This is a genomic window from Natrinema sp. CRL1 (assembly GCF_059162405.1).
Map to the genome: position 1 here is coordinate 189,671 of NZ_JBLVOY010000003.1, position 16,916 is coordinate 206,586.

18 protein-coding genes are annotated in these 16,916 nt (G+C 63.2%); 8 read left to right on the top strand and 10 right to left on the bottom strand.

The annotated features are described in order from the left end of the window. Positions 1-143 precede the first annotated feature (143 nt). The 3 genes from ACJYUO_RS11810 to ACJYUO_RS11820 all read left to right on the top strand — a co-directional run bounded on the left by ACJYUO_RS11810 (position 144) and on the right by ACJYUO_RS11820 (position 1,320). Positions 144-632 (top strand): type II toxin-antitoxin system death-on-curing family toxin, encoded by a 489-nt coding sequence (locus ACJYUO_RS11810; protein ID WP_494345571.1) that lies wholly within the window; start codon positions 144-146, stop codon positions 630-632. Between the two features lie 25 nt (positions 633-657). Beyond that, entirely contained in the window at positions 658-798 is a 141-nt protein-coding gene (locus tag ACJYUO_RS11815; protein WP_494345572.1) for a hypothetical protein, read from the top strand. 174 nt (positions 799-972) lie between these two features. Next, complete coding sequence (locus ACJYUO_RS11820; RefSeq protein ID WP_494345573.1) at positions 973-1,320, top strand: avidin-fold protein; 348 nt, start codon at positions 973-975, stop codon at positions 1,318-1,320. 94 nt (positions 1,321-1,414) lie between these two features. Here ACJYUO_RS11820 and ACJYUO_RS11825 read toward each other — a convergent pair whose 3' ends face one another. The 3 genes from ACJYUO_RS11825 to ACJYUO_RS11835 all read right to left on the bottom strand — a co-directional run bounded on the left by ACJYUO_RS11825 (position 1,415) and on the right by ACJYUO_RS11835 (position 4,659). Continuing rightward, positions 1,415-2,593, bottom strand: a complete 1,179-nt coding sequence (locus tag ACJYUO_RS11825) for a redox-regulated ATPase YchF (RefSeq protein ID WP_494345574.1) — start codon at positions 2,591-2,593, stop codon at positions 1,415-1,417. A gap of 76 nt (positions 2,594-2,669) precedes the next feature. Continuing rightward, entirely contained in the window at positions 2,670-3,884 is a 1,215-nt protein-coding gene (locus tag ACJYUO_RS11830) for a hypothetical protein (protein ID WP_494345575.1), read from the bottom strand. Between the two features lie 43 nt (positions 3,885-3,927). Next, positions 3,928-4,659, bottom strand: a complete 732-nt coding sequence (locus ACJYUO_RS11835; protein ID WP_494345576.1) for a GNAT family N-acetyltransferase — start codon at positions 4,657-4,659, stop codon at positions 3,928-3,930. Between the two features lie 301 nt (positions 4,660-4,960). Between ACJYUO_RS11835 and ACJYUO_RS11840 the strand changes: the two genes are divergently transcribed. Then, a complete protein-coding gene (locus tag ACJYUO_RS11840) occupies positions 4,961-5,410 on the top strand; it encodes a hypothetical protein (RefSeq protein ID WP_494345577.1) in 450 nt (149 codons plus the stop codon). Positions 5,411-5,481: 71 nt separating this feature from the next. On the opposite strand, the gene ACJYUO_RS11845 is transcribed toward ACJYUO_RS11840, so the two are convergent. From ACJYUO_RS11845 to ACJYUO_RS11855, 3 genes are all read right to left on the bottom strand, one after another. Then, a complete protein-coding gene (locus ACJYUO_RS11845; RefSeq protein WP_494345578.1) occupies positions 5,482-6,051 on the bottom strand; it encodes a DUF7344 domain-containing protein in 570 nt (189 codons plus the stop codon). Positions 6,052-6,509: 458 nt separating this feature from the next. Further along, positions 6,510-7,208 (bottom strand): helix-turn-helix domain-containing protein, encoded by a 699-nt coding sequence (locus ACJYUO_RS11850; RefSeq protein ID WP_494345579.1) that lies wholly within the window; start codon positions 7,206-7,208, stop codon positions 6,510-6,512. A 485-nt stretch (positions 7,209-7,693) separates the two neighbouring features. Then, complete coding sequence (locus tag ACJYUO_RS11855; RefSeq protein ID WP_494345580.1) at positions 7,694-8,617, bottom strand: HhH-GPD family protein; 924 nt, start codon at positions 8,615-8,617, stop codon at positions 7,694-7,696. Between the two features lie 141 nt (positions 8,618-8,758). On the opposite strand from ACJYUO_RS11855, the gene ACJYUO_RS11860 reads away from it, so the two are divergent. Beyond that, positions 8,759-9,082 (top strand): ribbon-helix-helix protein, encoded by a 324-nt coding sequence (locus ACJYUO_RS11860; RefSeq protein ID WP_494345581.1) that lies wholly within the window; start codon positions 8,759-8,761, stop codon positions 9,080-9,082. A 1,060-nt stretch (positions 9,083-10,142) separates the two neighbouring features. Here ACJYUO_RS11860 and han read toward each other — a convergent pair. After that, positions 10,143-12,047, bottom strand: coding sequence for a Hef-associated nuclease (gene han, locus ACJYUO_RS11865; RefSeq protein ID WP_494345582.1), 1,905 nt, complete (start codon positions 12,045-12,047; stop codon positions 10,143-10,145). A gap of 238 nt (positions 12,048-12,285) precedes the next feature. On the opposite strand from han, the gene ACJYUO_RS11870 reads away from it, so the two are divergent. The 3 genes from ACJYUO_RS11870 (at position 12,286) to ACJYUO_RS11880 (ending at position 13,800) form a co-directional block, all read left to right on the top strand. Next, on the top strand, positions 12,286-12,693 hold the full coding sequence (locus tag ACJYUO_RS11870; protein WP_494345583.1) for an FAS1-like dehydratase domain-containing protein: 408 nt from the start codon (positions 12,286-12,288) through the stop codon (positions 12,691-12,693). 71 nt (positions 12,694-12,764) lie between these two features. Continuing rightward, complete coding sequence (locus tag ACJYUO_RS11875) at positions 12,765-13,259, top strand: Mov34/MPN/PAD-1 family protein (RefSeq protein WP_494345584.1); 495 nt, start codon at positions 12,765-12,767, stop codon at positions 13,257-13,259. A gap of 103 nt (positions 13,260-13,362) precedes the next feature. Further along, complete coding sequence (locus ACJYUO_RS11880) at positions 13,363-13,800, top strand: FAD synthase family protein (RefSeq protein ID WP_494345585.1); 438 nt, start codon at positions 13,363-13,365, stop codon at positions 13,798-13,800. A gap of 116 nt (positions 13,801-13,916) precedes the next feature. On the opposite strand, the gene ACJYUO_RS11885 is transcribed toward ACJYUO_RS11880, so the two are convergent. The 3 genes from ACJYUO_RS11885 to ACJYUO_RS11895 form a co-directional block, all read right to left on the bottom strand. Continuing rightward, positions 13,917-14,072 (bottom strand): hypothetical protein, encoded by a 156-nt coding sequence (locus tag ACJYUO_RS11885; RefSeq protein ID WP_254764309.1) that lies wholly within the window; start codon positions 14,070-14,072, stop codon positions 13,917-13,919. Positions 14,073-14,197: 125 nt separating this feature from the next. After that, the gene (gene ilvD, locus ACJYUO_RS11890) at positions 14,198-15,925 is read right to left on the bottom strand and encodes a dihydroxy-acid dehydratase (protein ID WP_494345586.1); all 1,728 of its coding nucleotides are present in this window, start codon (positions 15,923-15,925) and stop codon (positions 14,198-14,200) included. A gap of 113 nt (positions 15,926-16,038) precedes the next feature. Then, a complete protein-coding gene (locus tag ACJYUO_RS11895) occupies positions 16,039-16,746 on the bottom strand; it encodes a glycosyltransferase family 2 protein (RefSeq protein WP_494345587.1) in 708 nt (235 codons plus the stop codon). Between the last annotated feature and the right edge of the window lie 170 nt (positions 16,747-16,916).

Below are 16,916 nucleotides of genomic sequence, written 5' to 3' on the forward strand. Positions count from 1 at the left end.
TATCCCGTACCGTCAGGATGCGGTCGAAACGATCTTGATCAGTATTTCTGAGTACACACAACGCACACACGGATAAATACAGCCAGACTCCGTGAGCTGCAATAGCAATGATTACCTCGGGTGCAGTCTGATTGAACGAACGAATGGCAGACTCGTTCTGGTATCCGTCAGTGGGCGACATTCTCGCCATCCACGACGACATCGTCTCAGAGTACTCTGACACGCATGCTGGCGTCCAGAATCGTGGCGATATCAAGTTTGCCTTGAACTACATCGAGAGTGGGAGTTTCGGAACGGTACCCGAAACGATTCACGAGAAGGCGTTTCACCTCCTTCGACTGTTAGTGGCGAACCACCCATTCGTCGATGCAAACAAACGCACCGCGCTCAACACGACGGTCGTATTTTACTTTCTCAACGGATATCGGTTCGCGTACGACGACGAAATTAGGACGATCCTCAAGCAGTTCGGCACCGATCAGACGACCGTCGAAGAAGCAGAAACCATCGAATACCTTCGTTCTCACACTGAGGAAATCGACCTCGTGGGAGAGATCGAACAGTGGCGTGACGATCTCATCCAGTACGGACTGGACGAACTGACCGGTGATTCGTCTAACCCGAACGATTAACCGCAGTCGGGGCGATACGACAACTATGGCGACCAAGGAAAGTTCAGAGTCCGAGACCTCACTCGATAAAGTGATGGAGGATATCCGAGGTGAACTCGTCCGTCGGGTAGCAGCAGCTGACCGGGACGAAAATCGAGATATCTACGACGCGCTCGAACACGAGTAACACGCTACAGTTCCAATTGTATCAGTTGGTGCTCACGCTCTTGATTACTATTTCTGAGTACACACAGTGGACACAACGTATACATTCTATTTTGATCTGCTTCGATTTTCGCGGTCACCGCAGATGTGAATGAAACGGCAGAAGTATTATCCGCTGAACTGACACTGGTAGCGTATGGCAGACGATATTTCACTGGATGGACGGACACTTGCTGGCATTGCAAATGATGAGGGCGGTGAAGTGGGTGCAGATACTATCTTTCACTTCGAGCAGAACGGCGAACGAATATACGCGAACTATTCTGGTGGCAGTGTTGTGGACGGACATTTGGTTGGAACCTTCGATGGAGAACAGTGGAATATTCGGTACACTCAAATAAATACAGAAAACGAAACCGCTACCGGCCACTCCATCGGTGATGTCGAACTTCTCGACGATGGTCGTATTAGAGTTGAAGATAAGTGGGAATGGGAATCGAAGCCCGGGAAGGGAGAGTCAGTGCACGAAGAAGTTGACCAGTAGATGCTTTCGTCATAATTACCCTCCGACCGTTCGCTACTCGAGCGGTACTGAACGCCGTTCTCGACGAAGCTATGCGGATATATTGGATCGTTTATCAATTGGTGCTTACGATCTTGATCACGTCACCCTCCTCGAGTTCGTACTCCTCGCCGATCTCCCGGTTCGACTTGGCGTTGACAGCGTGCAGGTAGCCGTCGCCAATGTCGGAGTGGACGCTATAGGCGAGGTCGACCGGCGTCGAGCCCTTGGGGAGCAAGAATGCGTCGGGCAGGACGTTACCGCTCCCGTCGGACCACTTCGCGGCGTCCTCGACCGGGTAGGCGGTGAGGTGGTCGAGCAGGTCGTAGACTGCGTGATCGAGCGCCGTCTGGACGCCCGTGCCGCCCCACTCGGCCATCGTGTCCGCAAGGCCCTCGAGGGCCTCGCGCTGGGCGTCGTTGACGTCGTCGCCGATCTCGATCGTCTCGTCGCCGGGATCGTACTCGATGAGGCCGTTGTCGGCGGCTCGGCGGAGCGCGAGTTCGCCCTCCGCGGTGGTCGGGATTACGGGCTTGTCCAGTTCGAGCAGGCGCTCGACGTTCTCCTCGGGTGCGACGTCGATCTTGTTCGCGGCGACGACGATCGGCTTGGTCCGCTGGCGAACGTCGCGTGCGAGCGCCTCGCGGTGTTCGTCCTCCCACTGGATGGGGTCGTCGGGGTAGTCGAGGTCCCGGAGGGTCATCGCGATCTGTTTCGGAGAGGCACCGAAGCCCGAGAGCATGTCCGCCAGCGCCTCGTCGATGTCGAAATCGGGTGATCGGGACTTGCGTTCGACGGACTCCCAGTTGCGTTCGACGATGCCGGCGAGCCAGAGGTCCATCTCCTCCTCGATGAAGTCGATGTCCTCGAGCGGGTCGTGGTCGCCGATGTCGACGGGTTCGCCCTTTGCGTTGGTGCCGCCGGAGGCGTCGACGACGTTGACGATCACGTCCGCGTTGGTGAGTTCGTCGAGGAACTGGTTGCCCAGCCCTTTCCCCTCGTGAGCGCCGGGGACGAGCCCCGCCACGTCGAGCAGTTCGATCGGGACGTAGCGCTTGCCGTCCTCGCAGTTGTCCGCGTTACAGCGCTCCTCGCGCTCGAGGCAGGGACAGTCGGTCCTGACGTAGCTCACCCCTCGGTTGGCGTCGATCGTCGTGAACGGATAGTTGGCGACGTCTACCTCCGCCATGGTCGCCGCCGTGTAGAACGTGGACTTGCCGGCGTTCGGTTTCCCGGCAAGTGCGATCGAAAGCATGCCTTTCGGTAGCGCCGTCCGGAGGAATTGTCTTTCGATTCTGGCGATCCCAACTGTGGTTCGAACCCCTCGAGCGCTACCGCGTTCCCGGTTCGAACGACTCGAGGAGCACCGCCGCTTCGCGGACGCCCTCTTCGAAGACGGCGTGGTCGGACGCCGAGACGCGACCGGTCCGGGGGTCCCAGTCGATCGCCCGGAGTTTCGATAGCTCGGGCAGCGTCGCGTGTCGCAGTCCGATCGCGACGGTGTCGGCCGAGTCGTCGACGTGATCGGAGACCGCGCGGGCGAGGGCTTCGACCGACCGCTCCGTGCCGTCCCACTCGTGATACAGGATCGCGAGGGCGATGCGGGCCCGCTCGCGCCGGAGGACGCCGAGGACCGTCTCGGCCGTCGATGGAACGGCTGCGACGGCGTCGACCCCGGGATCCCGTGCCGGCGTCGGCGACTCGAGCGGGTCGTGCGAGTTGAGGGTATCGGCGGTCACACCGTCGACGGACGACTCGAGCGCGTCGGGGAGGGTGCCCTCGATCGCGGTCCGTTCGGACGGCACCACTGGTTGTGCGGGAGCGCCGGTTCGCCCGTGCGGATCGACGTCGGTCCAGAGCGGGGTCGACATCCGCGGCTCTCGAGCGCTTGCCACGCCGAAGTCCTCCGATGGAGCGATTCTCGCCGCCGCAGTGGTAGTCGGTGGCTCGGAGACCGCCGGCACGTCGATCGGCGACTCGAGTGTGGCCGGCGGAAGCGCAGTGATCGCCGTCGAGTCGCTCGAGGCGCTGACCCTCGCCGCCGCGTTGGACCGGCCGACGGGGGTAACGGGGGAGACCGGTGCCGGCAGCTCGGCACCGGCGGCTCTCGGCGGGCCGCTCGAGCCGATCGCCTCGTCCGGTAGCTCCCGGACGGCGCTCACGAAGCCGGTCGCACCGCCGACGCCGGCAAGCGTCGTCGTCAGTCCCAGCGGGTCGCGGATCGCACTGCCCTCGAGGGTGACGTAGCCCGTCAGCCAGAGCGCGAGCGCGCAGGCGAGGACGATCCCGACCGACACCTGGGTCACGGCTCGCCAGCGATCGGCCGACGAGACGTTTCGGCCGGCCAGCCAGTAGCCGCCGGTGGCCAGCCCGGTCGGGACGAGCAACGAGACGAACAGTTCGAGCGCGACGACCGGCCGGGAGGCCGGCGTGCCGAGCGTCTGGACGATGCCGGCGATCGAGAGAACGAGCCCCATCCCGACGATGGCCGCGGTCGATTCACCCCACCCCTCGGGTTCGAACCGCGCAGGGGTCACGTAGCGCATACCCTTCGGTTTCAGGGATGGTTATATAAATCGAACTGTCAACTCAGAGTTCGACAGCCATCATTACCTCGTCGACGTAGTGACCGTCGAGTTTGTAGTGATCCTCGCGGATCGCCTCGGTCTCCCAATCGTGGTCCTCGAGGAACGCGATCGCCTCCTCGTTGGTCGCGGGCACGCTCTGGTAGACCTTCTCGTAGCGGTTCGCGCCGGCCCACTCGAGGCCCCGCGAGAGGAGATGTGAACCGATCCCGCGGCCGCGGTACCCCTCTAAGACGCCGACAGTGAGTTCGGCGGTGTGGCTCAGTTTGTCGATCTCGGGCGCGTGCAGGTGGACCCAGCCGACGACCTCGTCGTCGACCGTGGCGACGAAAAACAGCCGCGACTGGAGTTCGTTGTGCCGGAGCAAGGCGTTCTCGTGGTCGATCTCGTCGGCGACACTCTCGGCCTCGATGTACGTCCTCTCCGCTACGACCTGCCGGATCGCACCGACGATCCCCGCCAGATCCTCCTGTCGCGCCGGCCGGATGTGGAACTCGAGGTCGTCGGCGATATACTCTTCTTCAGCACCCGCATCGATCGTGACTCGTAGTTTTCCGTTCGCTTCCTCGAGTCGCCCGTCCCGTTTGAGGATCGCGATGTGATGGCGGAACCTGCTCGAATCGAGGCCGAGTCGGTCCCGAGTTTCCTCGGGATCGACCGCGCCGTGGCGTTCGACGTACTCGTAGATCCCTTTCCGGTCTGCGTGACCGAACTCGAGGGTCTCAGTCGATTCCATGGTGTATGGCACCATTCATCAATATATAGTTCTTGGCTGGCCGACCGCCTCGTCGCGACTGGCCCGTCTCCCCGGTATGCCACTCCGGAATCTCCCAGTGTGACGCTCGGAGTTCGTTCGTGTCGAGCGGTTGCGAACGCGACCGGACTCGAGCCGAGATCGAAGTCCTCGTCTCGCTGTCTTCGGCTCTTAAGGCGACAACTGGTACAGGCGGGGGACCTTCAGCCGGGAACCCATCGACACCGGACGCGAGATGAGCGCCCCGGCCGGCCGACGCCGGCAGTGTGCATCTCGCGTCGCAATGATCGGATCGAACGTGGTGGTTGCTGGCTGTGCGCTCGCCCTCGCGGTAGCGGTCGGACTGGTAGCCCACGAGTGGACACACGCGGCGGCCCTTCGACTGGCACGCGTCGAGTATTCCGTCTCCTATTTCCCCGGTCGCCCCGACGGGGTCCTCGCCCTCCTGACGACCCGTCCGTGGGCCGCCGTCTACCCCCGTCCGACCGGCGGCGAACCACCGTGGACGCTTCGCCTCGCGGCGCTCGCGCCCGCCCTCCTCGCGATTCCCGTCTTCGGACTCGCCGCCGTCGGCTACGTGACGACCGACACGCCGGTCGTCGCCGCGGCGGCAATCGGCTGGCTCGCCTGCGCGCTCCCGAGCCCGCAGGACTTCTCGGTCGCCTTTCATGCCCATCGACTCCTCGAGCAGTCCCCCGAGCCCAACGCGGCAGCCCCCTCCCGCGCCGACTGACGGTCGTCGCTCGGCTGCCGGTTTCGAACCCGTCGCAACCGCTCGGTAGGACCTCGCGGCGCGAGAACTAGTTATCGACGGAACACGCCGGCCGACCACGCGTATGCACCCGTGACGACCGCAAACGAGGCGAGTACGAATCCCGCGCCGACCAGTCCGGACACCGGGACGAGCCCCGTCGCGATTGCTCCAACCGCGAGCGTACAGAATGTGGCTGTCCCAATGTACCGCCGGAGCCACGGGTCGGCCGAGTCGGTTTTCCGAGCGGGCTCGAGGTACGCGTCGAGTTGTGGGGTCAGCGGTGTCGCTTCGACCCTGCCGCGGTCCTTATCATAGTCGACGATTCCGTGGTTGTCGAGTTTTGGAAGGTGGGACTGGTACAGCGAGATATAGACGCGCTGGCGTTCGCTCGAACTGAGCTGGTCGACAGTCGTCTCCTGTTCCCACGCCGCGACCTGTTCGGCCAGTTCGCGCAACCGGACAGGCCCGTCCGCTGTGCGGAGATATCGGAGCACGTCTCGACGGCGTTTCGTTTGTAAGAGGTGATAGATATCGTCCAGCGAGAGCTCCGACGGACCGGCGTTCGTATCGGACGCTCGAGGCGGTTCGTCGACGCCGTCCGTTCGGCTGCGTCCGATCACTTCGACTCTCGCCTGACTGTATTCTCGTCCAACAGATAAAACTAGGCACTGGCTCGGCGGGATTCAGCCGTCGGAGAAGCCGATTTCGGGCCGTGAGACGGCCCATTGGTGGTCCGATTTCGAGCGGCCACACAGCCACGAATGACCGCGAATCGGTAGTTGCGTCCGGGTGATCCACCGGGGCTCACAGCGACGTACGGTGCGTCGGTCGGTCGGCACCACGCCGACGGTCTGTTATTGGTCTGTCCAGTAATAAAGCTATTCGTTGACTCAAATAGACCCAATACTGGGTGAAGAGCCGAATGTAGTAATCAAAATAGTCTCCCAATTAGTCTTATGTCCATTATCCTCGCGAGAGCACTGAGACGTCGAGAGCAAGAGAGGAGAGCGGTGACGCGGCATTCCAGTTCATGCTCAGGCGTGTGACTTCTTCTTCGAGTCGCCGAGACGCAGTCGGTTCACGGATCGATCTCCATCGGCGCGGTCCGGTCGGTTAACTCCGCACTGACGAGGGCAGCGTGGCTCCGCCGGAGTCGCTCGGAGAGCGCCTGATGTGACACGTCTAGCTCCGCGGCCAACTCCTTGAGTGTCACTCCTCTCGGAACGTCGAAGTAGCCGAGTTCGTGGGCCTTGTGAATCGTTTCGTACTGCGTCTCCGTCAGCGGCGTCCGCGCGCTCGCGAGGTCGTTGACCCCGCTGATTCGGGTGACGTTGGCCCCGAACTCGTACTGCTCGAGCAGGTCGTGACACGCCGAGACTGACTCCCGATCGTGAAAGAGCAGTTTCACCGCCCACTGGCCCTCGCGGCCCCGCGCGGTCAGGATCGCACCGTCGTTTTCGGTGACGATCTGCTCGAACAGTTTCACGCCGTCGCCGAACTCGAGGCGGAACAGCCAGCGGTCGCGTTGGGTGAACGCGGTTCCGTCGTCCGTCGTAGACTCTCCGGTGTCGTCGGCGACGCTCGCGATCACGTCGACCGACGGATCCGCCTCGAGCGCCCGGCGAACGCTGTCGCGGTCCGAGCCGCTCGTCCAGACGAGCGGCGGCGAGCCACCGATCATTCCGCCGACCTGAAACTCGAAGCCCGACGCTCGATCGAACGTGCGAGCGAGCCCGAGCCGATCGGCCGGAATCCCGAGTTCGACGACTGTGGTCATCACCAAAGCCCACCACAGAGACGTATAGACGGATTTGGTTTCCGGTAGCCTTTCCCGCCACCCAATTCCGGTGACTCTCACTCTCGACCGACGGTTCACTGCAATAACCATTCGGTCCGCGAAAACCGATTTGGCGGCGTTATGACCGTCCGAATTCGGTGGATGTGGCTCCGTACTTCTCCTTTGTGGGGCCTACACAGAGCGAGATAAGAGACGCGAGAACCGAGCGACTTGCCGCCGATCGGGAGTGTTCTCAATCCGTGCAATTCCCGGGCAGGTACAAGTACCGTCGCCATCTTCTTTCGACCGGTCACCGATCGAAACTGACCGACAGGGAATGCACGGCGACCGCCGCCCGTTGTCTTCGCCGGTGCAGTCTGCGACGGCTGCACGCCCGGCGGCGGACCGAGTTCGCTTACTATGGGAGACGGGTTTCCGACTCGAGCAAACACGGCAACGGAATTGACTCTCGATGAACCGCTCGGTTAGCGCTGGAGCCGTGCGACCGGCTCGGCCCCGCCGTCGTCAAATTCGACTAGCCCGTCCGACTCGAGGTCGGTCAGCAGGCCCGCAAGCCACTCGCGGCCGTACTCGCCGTCGGGGGTGTAGTCGACTCGGATGCGGTGGCCGAGGGTATCGAGCTCGAGTTCGTCGTACTCTCGCAGTGTGCCGATCACGCGGCCGCGGAACTGCCGGCGGCTCCCCTCGAAACTCGGTTGCGTCGGCACGTCGGGGGCGGTGAAATCCCCGCTAGCGTAGGCCCCACACCACTCCCGCCACGGACAGCCGGCCTCGTCACACTTCGGCGTCTGCTCGCAGGCGATTCCGCCCAGTTCCATGATCGCGTTGTTCCAGACCCGCGACTCGCCGTCGGGCATGAGATCGCTCGCCGCGTCCTCGAAGGCCGCGTCGTCGTCCGGCACGTCGAATGCGCGGTATAGCACTCGTTTGACGTTCGTGTCGACGACTGCGTCGCCGTTGTTGAACGCGAAACTCGCCACTGCGTTGGCGGTGTACGGACCCACGCCCATCAGCTCCTGCAGCTCGTCGGGCATTTCGGGGAACTCGCCGTCGTACTCCTCCTCAACCTGACCGGCAGCCTCGTGGAGGTACTTCGCCCGGTTGTTGTACCCCAGACTGTGGTCGGTCCAGAACCCGACGACGTCCGCGCGGTCGGCGTCGGCCAACTCGGCGGTGGTCGGCCACCGCTCGAGGAAGCCCTCCCAGGCCTCGACGACGCGGCCGAGTTGGGTCTGCTGGCTCATGACCTCGCTGACGAGGATTTCGTAGGGGTCGTCCGTGCGTCGCCACGGGAACTCGCGGTGGTCGTCCTCGTACCACGCGATCAGCGCCTCGTGAACTCCCTCGAGATCGTCCGGCAACGCCCACTCCTGGGCCCCTGTTGTCATCGGCGAGGGTTAGGGAAGCCACGGTTTATGAGTGATGGTCCGCGGACGCCACACGGATCCGATTTCGGCCCGGCACAGCCCGTCGTGACGCGTTCGGACGACCACGAAAGGTCTATCCGACGGGCTCGAGTCCCCTCCCGTATGAGCCTCGACGATCTCACCGACGACGTCACGGACTCGTACACCGATATCGGCGACACTCTCTCCGTCTCGCTCGACAGCGAGACGCGCAACGAACTCGCCTTGCTCGAGGCCGCCTTAGAACCCGAGGAGACGGACGAACTCGTCCGCCGGGCGGTCCACATGCTCTTTCAGTCGACCGTCGACACCGGCAAGCTCGACTTCCAGCTACGGACGGCCTACGACGTGACCTACGACGAGTACCTCTCGGGGATGACCTTCGAGGAGATGACCGGTGCGGACCAGTATCCGTCGATGGACGACGAGCGCCGCTACCAGTTCTAACAGTAGTTGGTCCTACGCTCCTTTATTCGGAATTGGGCGCGAAACTGATACACCCGATCGGATAAGTGTATCTGCGAACCACCATCAAATATACCATATGGTAATGATACTATAGGGGCCTAATTGTACTGAACGGCAACTACGTAGACGAATCGAACCCGTACTTCTCCTTAGCAACTCTCTGATGGCTTATATACGAGTGTGGGCCCACCTCCTACGGTAGCCCCGTACTCAGTTATCACGTGTATACAGTCATCACTAGAATCGAGTCCATTCAACTCCCCAGAAAAGGACTGGTCGTCAACGAAACCGTGGATTGCGATGAGATCCTCGTCTTGAGGTGGTTCTATTGTCCGTACCGTCCCCGCCTCCGAATGTACCTTTTGTGGGATCCATTCTTGAAGCCCATCTGCTGTTTCAATAGCGACGTGGAATATATGGTCGTCGTCTGTATTATTCACCAATTCTACATCTATTTCAGAAACAGTGACTGTATTGTTGCCGAGGTTAGTGCATCCGGAAAGCAATGTTATCGCACTACAACTTCCACGTATGAGATTCCGCCGAGTAGATGCCATATAGTATGTTTTGTATCTCTGTAATATATTATTTATTCCCCGTTGCTAAACGGTCCGTGCACACCCGTACGTATCGCGAGTTTCACAAGTTCATAGACAGAAACCGTACTACTATCTACTGCTACCACTCGCGCCCGTCGGCGACTCGCCGGCGAACGGGAAATTCTCAACGATAGTTCGCTCGTGATATGTCGACGCATTCTAGCACTATGCAGTCTCGAATCGCCATAATAGGCGAACTTATCAGCGCTCGCCTCCTCGAGTCACATATGGCAATCAGTCAACATTCACTCGAATCCGAATACCATTGTCCCGAATGTTCGGGCTCGCTCTCGGCCCGATACGAGTCACTCGCCTGTGACGACTGCGGCTACACGCCGCGTCACGGCGCTGACTGAGCCGGCGATTCGGCTCCTCGAGACAGAGATCCAGTACTGCTAGAAAACGAATTTTTCGCCGATCCGACCTCGTCGAGTCGCGTCTCAGTCGTCGATCGGGGCCGCACTCGAGAGCGCTTCGTCGATGTCGGCCTCGGCCATCTTCTCGACCAGGGCGTCGATCACTTCTTCGCGCCGCCCGGTGACGAACTTGATCGAGCCGACGACGAGGTGGCCGCCGCCCGAGACGCCGCCGCCGGCGATCTCGGCCTCGAGTTCGGAGACCATGTTCGGGATGTCCAGCCGGACGCCGTCACTGCGGAGCACGGCGAAGTCCGGGCCGTAGCCGACCGTGATAACCGGGTCGCCGGTCTCCTCGATCTTGCGGTCGTGAATCTCGCCCGTGGTCTTGCCCGGTGCGGGGTAGGTAAACCGGTGGGCGTAGTTCTCGACGTCGATCCGGTAGAGGTGAGCACCGTTGTCGAGGGTTTCGTGCTCGAGGTGGGACATCGCGGCCTCGAGTTGCTCGTCGACTTCCTCGCGGCCGCGGTCGGCGAAGAAGTCCACGAGTTCGCGGTGGCGCTGTTCGTCGTCGCCGTCGACCTGCAGCAGGTCCTGAATCAGCTGGTCGCCGGAGTTGTAGCGCAGCCAGAAGGCGGCGTAGTCCAGCGCCTCGCTGACGTCTTGCAGGCGCTGTTCGTCGTAGCCTTCCTCGGCGGCCAACTCGATGTAGTCGTCCATCGCGTCGGCCTTCGAGCGATCCGAGAGGCCGGCAACGGCGGGGACGTGTCGGAGTTCGTCGCCCAGATCGGGGTAGATCATCCGCGCGAGTTCCACACAGAGCATCCCGGTCGTGATCCGGTAGTCCTCGTCGTGGAGGTAGGGGTTGACGTGGGCGTCGAGCAGATCCTCGACCGCGTCCGGGTCGGGGTGGTGGTGGTCGACCGTGACGATCGGGATGTCGTAGTGGGCCAGCGTCTCGTAGGCCGGGACGTCCTCGGCCGTCGAGCCGTTATCGAGCATCAACAAGAGCGGGAGTTGCTGACCGTGTTTCTCGCGGTCCTCGAGCGCGAAGTTCAGATCCCGCGTGGCGTCTTCCATCTCGTAGAACGGCGCTTTCGCGGGCAGCCGCTTGATGAGGTGGCGCGGGGCGTCCTCGTCTTCGTGGACATCGGCGATAAACCGCTGGAGCGCGATTTGGACGGGGACCGCGGCGCACATCCCGTCGCCGTCGGCGTGGTGGCGCACGCGGATCGGCCGTCCCTCGAGAACCGTTCGGCGGAGCAGTCGAGCGACTTCCTCTAAGTCCGGGCGCAGCTTCTCGAATGCCGGCCAGTCGATCAGCGGCTCGACATCGTGGGGTTCGGCGCGGGCGTCGAGCGCGTCCTCGAGTCGCTCGCGGGCCTCGGCGGCGTCTTCGCCCTCGAGTTTCGAGAGGCCGTCGACCTCGATCTGGACCGAGCCCTCTCGGTGTTCGGGCGCGCCGGTGACTCGGACGACGTCGCCGACCTCGATGGTCGGGTAGGCGCGAACGCCGGCCTCCTCGAAGGCGGCACAGGGGACGACGCCTTGCTCGTCGGAGACGTGGAAGATCGTCGGGCCGCCGGTCTGTTTGACCTGCGTGACCGTTCCTTCGAGGTGGATCTGTTCGCCGATGGCGCTCTCGAGGCGGTCGGTCCCGGTCAGCGAGTAGTCGTGGCCGACCGTTTCGACCTCGTAGTCCTCGACATCGGCTGGTTCGAAGGCCATGTCACCGTTTTCTCTGACACTCTCGAGTTCGACGACGAGTTCGTCGCCGACGGCGAAGGTGCCCTCGAGGACGGATTCGTGGACGAGTCCGGAGACGGAGTCGGAGAGATCGACGAAAACGCCGTAGTCGACGATACCGTTGATTTCGGCGAGATAGTAACGGCCTTGCTCGACATCGTCGGCGGTACAATCGGAAGCGAGATCGTAGACGACGGAATCCCCGTCGTCTGCGCCGGGTTCCCCGGCGGAGTCACGCGTCATCTTGGTTCGCTGTTTGGGGTGGTCGCGTATAACCCTTGTCAAGAAGCGATGGGGCCTCGAACGGCGGGGGTCCCGCGGAAGCGGTAGCTGGTCGAAACGATGGTGCCTGTCGCCGCTGCCTCCACACCCCGTCGATAATCGGCGATGCCAGTCCCCAGCGGGGTCGGGGCTATCGATCTCGAGTATCACGGCGGTCTGAGCAGTAGCTACAAAAGGTATCGTCGGGACCATTCACAGCATGGACGTTTCACACCCGCCCGAGGAGGGCGACGAGTACACCGTCGAACGGACCTTCGATCACGAGGACGTTCGGGAATTCGGCGAACTATCGGGCGATCAGCAGCCGATCCACACCGAGCCGGACGAGGCGGGACGACTGACCGCACAGGGGTTGCTCACCGCAACGTTGCCGACGAAGATCGGCGGCGAACTCAACTACATCGCCCGCGGAATGGAGTTCGAGTTCGTACAACCGGTCCACACCGGCGAGCGGATCACCTGCACTTGTCGCCTCGAGTCGGTAACCGAACGCGATGCGTACTACGACGTCCAGAGTACCGCGGTCTGTACGAACGAAGACGGCGAGGACGTCCTGTGCGCCGATGTCGACGGCATCATTCCGAAAGACGCGGTTCCGGACGCGTAGGGCCGTGGGTGCCGGTCGAGGCAAACCGGCGCATCGGAACGTTTAGCAACCGCAAGACCGCAGGTGGGAGTATGGGGTTGTTCGACGCGCTGTTTCGCTCGAGCGAGATCCTCGGTATTGCCGAGGAAACCCTCGAGTTCGCCCTCGAATCCTCGGAGGCCACCCACCCGAACGAGTACATGGGGTTTCTGCGGGGAACCGAGGCTGAGCGACTCGATCTGGACCGAAAGGGGCTGGTCATCACGGATATTCTCGTGGTGCCCGGCACCGAGTCCAACAGCGTCAGCGCGACCGTCAAGACGAACCAGATTCCCAACGACGTGAAGGCGCTGGGGAGCATCCACTCCCATCCAAACGGCGTTATTCGCCCGAGCGACGCGGATCTGGACACGTTCGGCCGGGGTAGCGTCCACGTCATTATCGGCGCGCCCTACCGCCGGACCGACTGGAAGGCCTTCGATTCCCAAGGGAAGCCGACCCAACTGAACGTGATCGACGTCGACCTGCCCGAGACCGACGACTTCTTCGATTTCACGCAGGCGGACATCGACGAGGAACTGCGATGAGCCACCCCTCGCCTCTCGAGACGATGCTATCAGTGACTACCGCACGACCGACGACGGGATCGCCACGGAAACCACACGCCGCCCGATCGGATGCGAGGCGATCATGAGTCAGACAGTCATCGCCCAGGGAACCTTCGACATCCTCCACCCCGGCCACGTCCACTACCTCAAGGAGGCCGCCGCGATGGGCGACGAACTCCACGTCATCGTCGCGCGCACGACCAACGTCGACCACAAGGAGACACCGATCTGTCCGGCCACTCAGCGTCGGGATATGGTCGCCGCGCTCGAGACCGTCGACGAGGCCAGACTCGGCCACGAGGAGGACATTTTCGTCCCAATCGAGGAGATCGACCCGGACGTGATCGCGCTGGGCCACGACCAGCACCACGACGACGCAGCCATCGCGGCCGAACTCGAGTCCCGCGGCATCGACTGCGAGGTCCGTCGGGCGAGCGCTCGAGAGGCGGGCGACAACGCCGACGAACAGCTGCTCTCGACGCGGCTGATCATCGATCGGATCCTCGAGCGCCGCGGGTGAGACGGTCGAGAGAAGAGAGTCGTCTCGCGGGCAGCTCGCGGACGACGGCAGCGTCGAGAAATCGTCATCGGGCCGGTACTGGCCCAGTTGATTGCTCGGCCGATGACTCGATCGGTTCAGTTTTCGAGGATGACTGGCGGCGGCAGCCGGAGCGAATCGACTGTATGTCCCGTCTCGACGAAGTGCTCGATCGCCTTTTCAGACACCTCCTTCTCCGTGTAGCCGTCGGCAGTACTCGCCTGCCAATCACACTCGAGGCAGTATTTACACATTCGTCTGTCTACCTGGTAGTCGGTCACAGAGGCGGGAAAGACTCGTGCAGGAAATCGAAGGGGGCGGTATCGCGTAATTGTCACCCGTAAGCGGGTGAATTAGCCCGATCGGATACGTCCGCCGATTACTCCTCTTTGACGCCGGGGTTGGTCACCGCGCCGTTGGCCGCCGAGCCGAACGTATTGCCGAATTTCGCCAGCACACCACTGTCGTAGTTGGGGTCGGGTTGTTCCCACTCCTCACGGCGGGCCTCGAGTTCTTCCTCGCTCAGGTCCACCGCGAGGGTCCGGTCTTCGATGTCGATGGTGATCACGTCGCCGTCCTCGATGAGACCGATGGGGCCGCCGGCGAACGCCTCGGGGGCAACGTGGCCGATCGAGAACCCGCGCGTCGCGCCGGAGAAGCGGCCGTCGGTGATGAGCGCTACGTCTTCGGCGTGGCCCTGTCCGGCGACCGCGCTCGTGACGCCGAGCATCTCCCGCATGCCGGGGCCGCCCTGTGGCCCCTCGTTGCGGATGACGATCACGTCGCCGCTCTCGACGTGTCCCTCTTGGACGTACGCCATGGCGTTTTCCTCGTTCTCGAAGACGCGGACGGGGCCTTCGTGGTGAAGTTCGTCGTCGCCGGTGACCTTGAGGACGGAGCCGCCGGGCGCGAGGTTACCCGTCAGAATGCGGATCGCACCCTGCTCGTCTTTCGGCTCGTCGACGGTGTAGAGGAAGTCCACGTCGAGGTCCTCGATCGTCGGCGGATCGAGCGCCTCGAGTTCCTCGCCGATCGTGTTGCCGGTGACCGTCAGCGCGTCGCCGTGGAGCAGGTCGGCCTCGTAGAGGGCGTTGAGAACGACCGGGACGCCGCCGACCTCGTGGAGGTCGTTCATGACGCGGGAGCCGCCGGGCTGGAGGTTCGCGATCTTCGGGGTGCGCCGGCTGATCTCGTCGAACTCCTCGATGGAGAGGTCGACGCCGGCTTCGGCGGCCATCGCCAGCAGGTGGAGGACGGCGTTGGTCGAGCCGCCGACGGCGACCTGCAGGGCGATGGCGTTCTCGAAGGACTCCTTGCTGAGGAAGTCGGAGGGCTTGCGTTGCTCCTCGACGACCTCGACGGCGAGTTCGCCGGCCTCGCGGGCGACGTCGTAGCGCGAGTCGGCCTCGGCGGGCGGGCTGGCGCTGCCCAGCGGCGCGAAGCCGAGCGCCTCGGAGATCGAGGCCATCGTGTTGGCGGTGAACATGCCGCCACAGGAGCCCGCGCCCGGACAGGCGTTGCGCTCCATCTCGTCGAGTTCCTCGCTTTCCATCTCGCCGTCGGCGACGGCACCGACGCCCTCGAAGAGGTTCTGGACGGTGACCTCCCGGCCCTCGTGTTCGCCGGGCATGATCGAGCCGCCGTAGAGGAAGACGCTGGGGAGATCCGTTCGGATCGCGGCCATCATCATGCCGGGCATGTTCTTGTCGCAGCCGCCGATCGTGACCAGCCCGTCCATGCGCTCGCCGAAGGAGACCAGTTCGACGGAGTCGGCGATCAGTTCCCGGGAGATCAGCGAGGCCTTCATCCCCTCGGTCCCCATCGAGATAGCGTCGGAGATAGTGATCGTCCCGAACTCGATGGGCATGCCGCCGGAGTCGTCGATCCCCTCGAGTGCGGCGTCGGCGACATCGTCGAGGTGGACGTTACACGGCGTGATATCGGCCGCTGGGTTCGGCACGCCGATCATCGGCGACCCGAAGTCCTCGTCGTCGAACCCCATCGCGCGGAACATCGCGCGGTGGGGGGCTTTGTCCGGACCTTCCGTCACCTCGCGGCTCCGCAACTGCTCGTCTTTTCCGTAGTCGAACTCGTCGTCGCTGCTCATGGTCGGACCTTGCGTCGGAGGGGTATAAGTCACCCTTTCTCGGCCAATCGTTCGTGGCAGTTCCGTCCGGACGAACACGTTCGGGCGAGAACGGGGGGTTGTCGTTCGCTGCGTCAGAAGTAGTCTCGAGTCGGCGACGACCCGGGCAGCGCGTACTCGAGGTAGCCGACGAGATAGGTCCAGAAGAGCCGGACATAGCCGACCCGACTCTGCCGGCGGGCCGACGTTTCGACGGGGCAGGTGTGATCGTAGACGATCGGTCCCTCTCGGGAGAGCCGCAAGGAGAGGTCGGTGTCCTCGAGAAACCGTAAGTCGTCGTCGAACCCACCGATCGCCTCGAACGCCGTCCGGCGGACGCTGCAGTTACAGCCCGCCTGCTGGACGAACCCGACCGGCCAGCAGGCCCGATACCACCAGTCTGAGAGGACCCGAAAGAGCGCGCGGTGACGGAGCCCACCCTCGAGCGGCCGGAGCGGCCCGCCGACGCCGACGACCTCGGGAGCCGCGTAGTGACGGTAATGGCGGCGTACCCACTGGGGCGGAACCACCGTATCGGCGTCGGTGAACAACACCACCTCGCCACCGGCGACCGCCGTACCCAGATTTCTGGCCGGCCCGGGACCCGCCCGACGGTCGTCGATCAACACGCGGTCGACCGCCGGATGCGTTCGAGCGACGCGCTCCGTCGTCGCCCCGCTCGCGACGACGATGACCTCGAGCCGGTCGTCGAAGGTCTGTGCCGCGAGCGAGTCCAGCGTTCGCTCGAGGCGGGTGCCCTCCTCGCGGGCGGGAACGACGACTGAGGCGTCGACTGACGACATCGTCGGGGACTGTCGGGGCGACCGACATAACCGCTGTGTCTGTCGACCGCGCCGCGCGGCCACACTGTCGTGACGCTCGCAGACGGCCTCCTGTAAGTCAGTGCCGGCCCAACCCCAGTGCGATCGGGGTTGGGCCGGTGAACCGTTACAGCAACCCGTCTCAGTCGTTG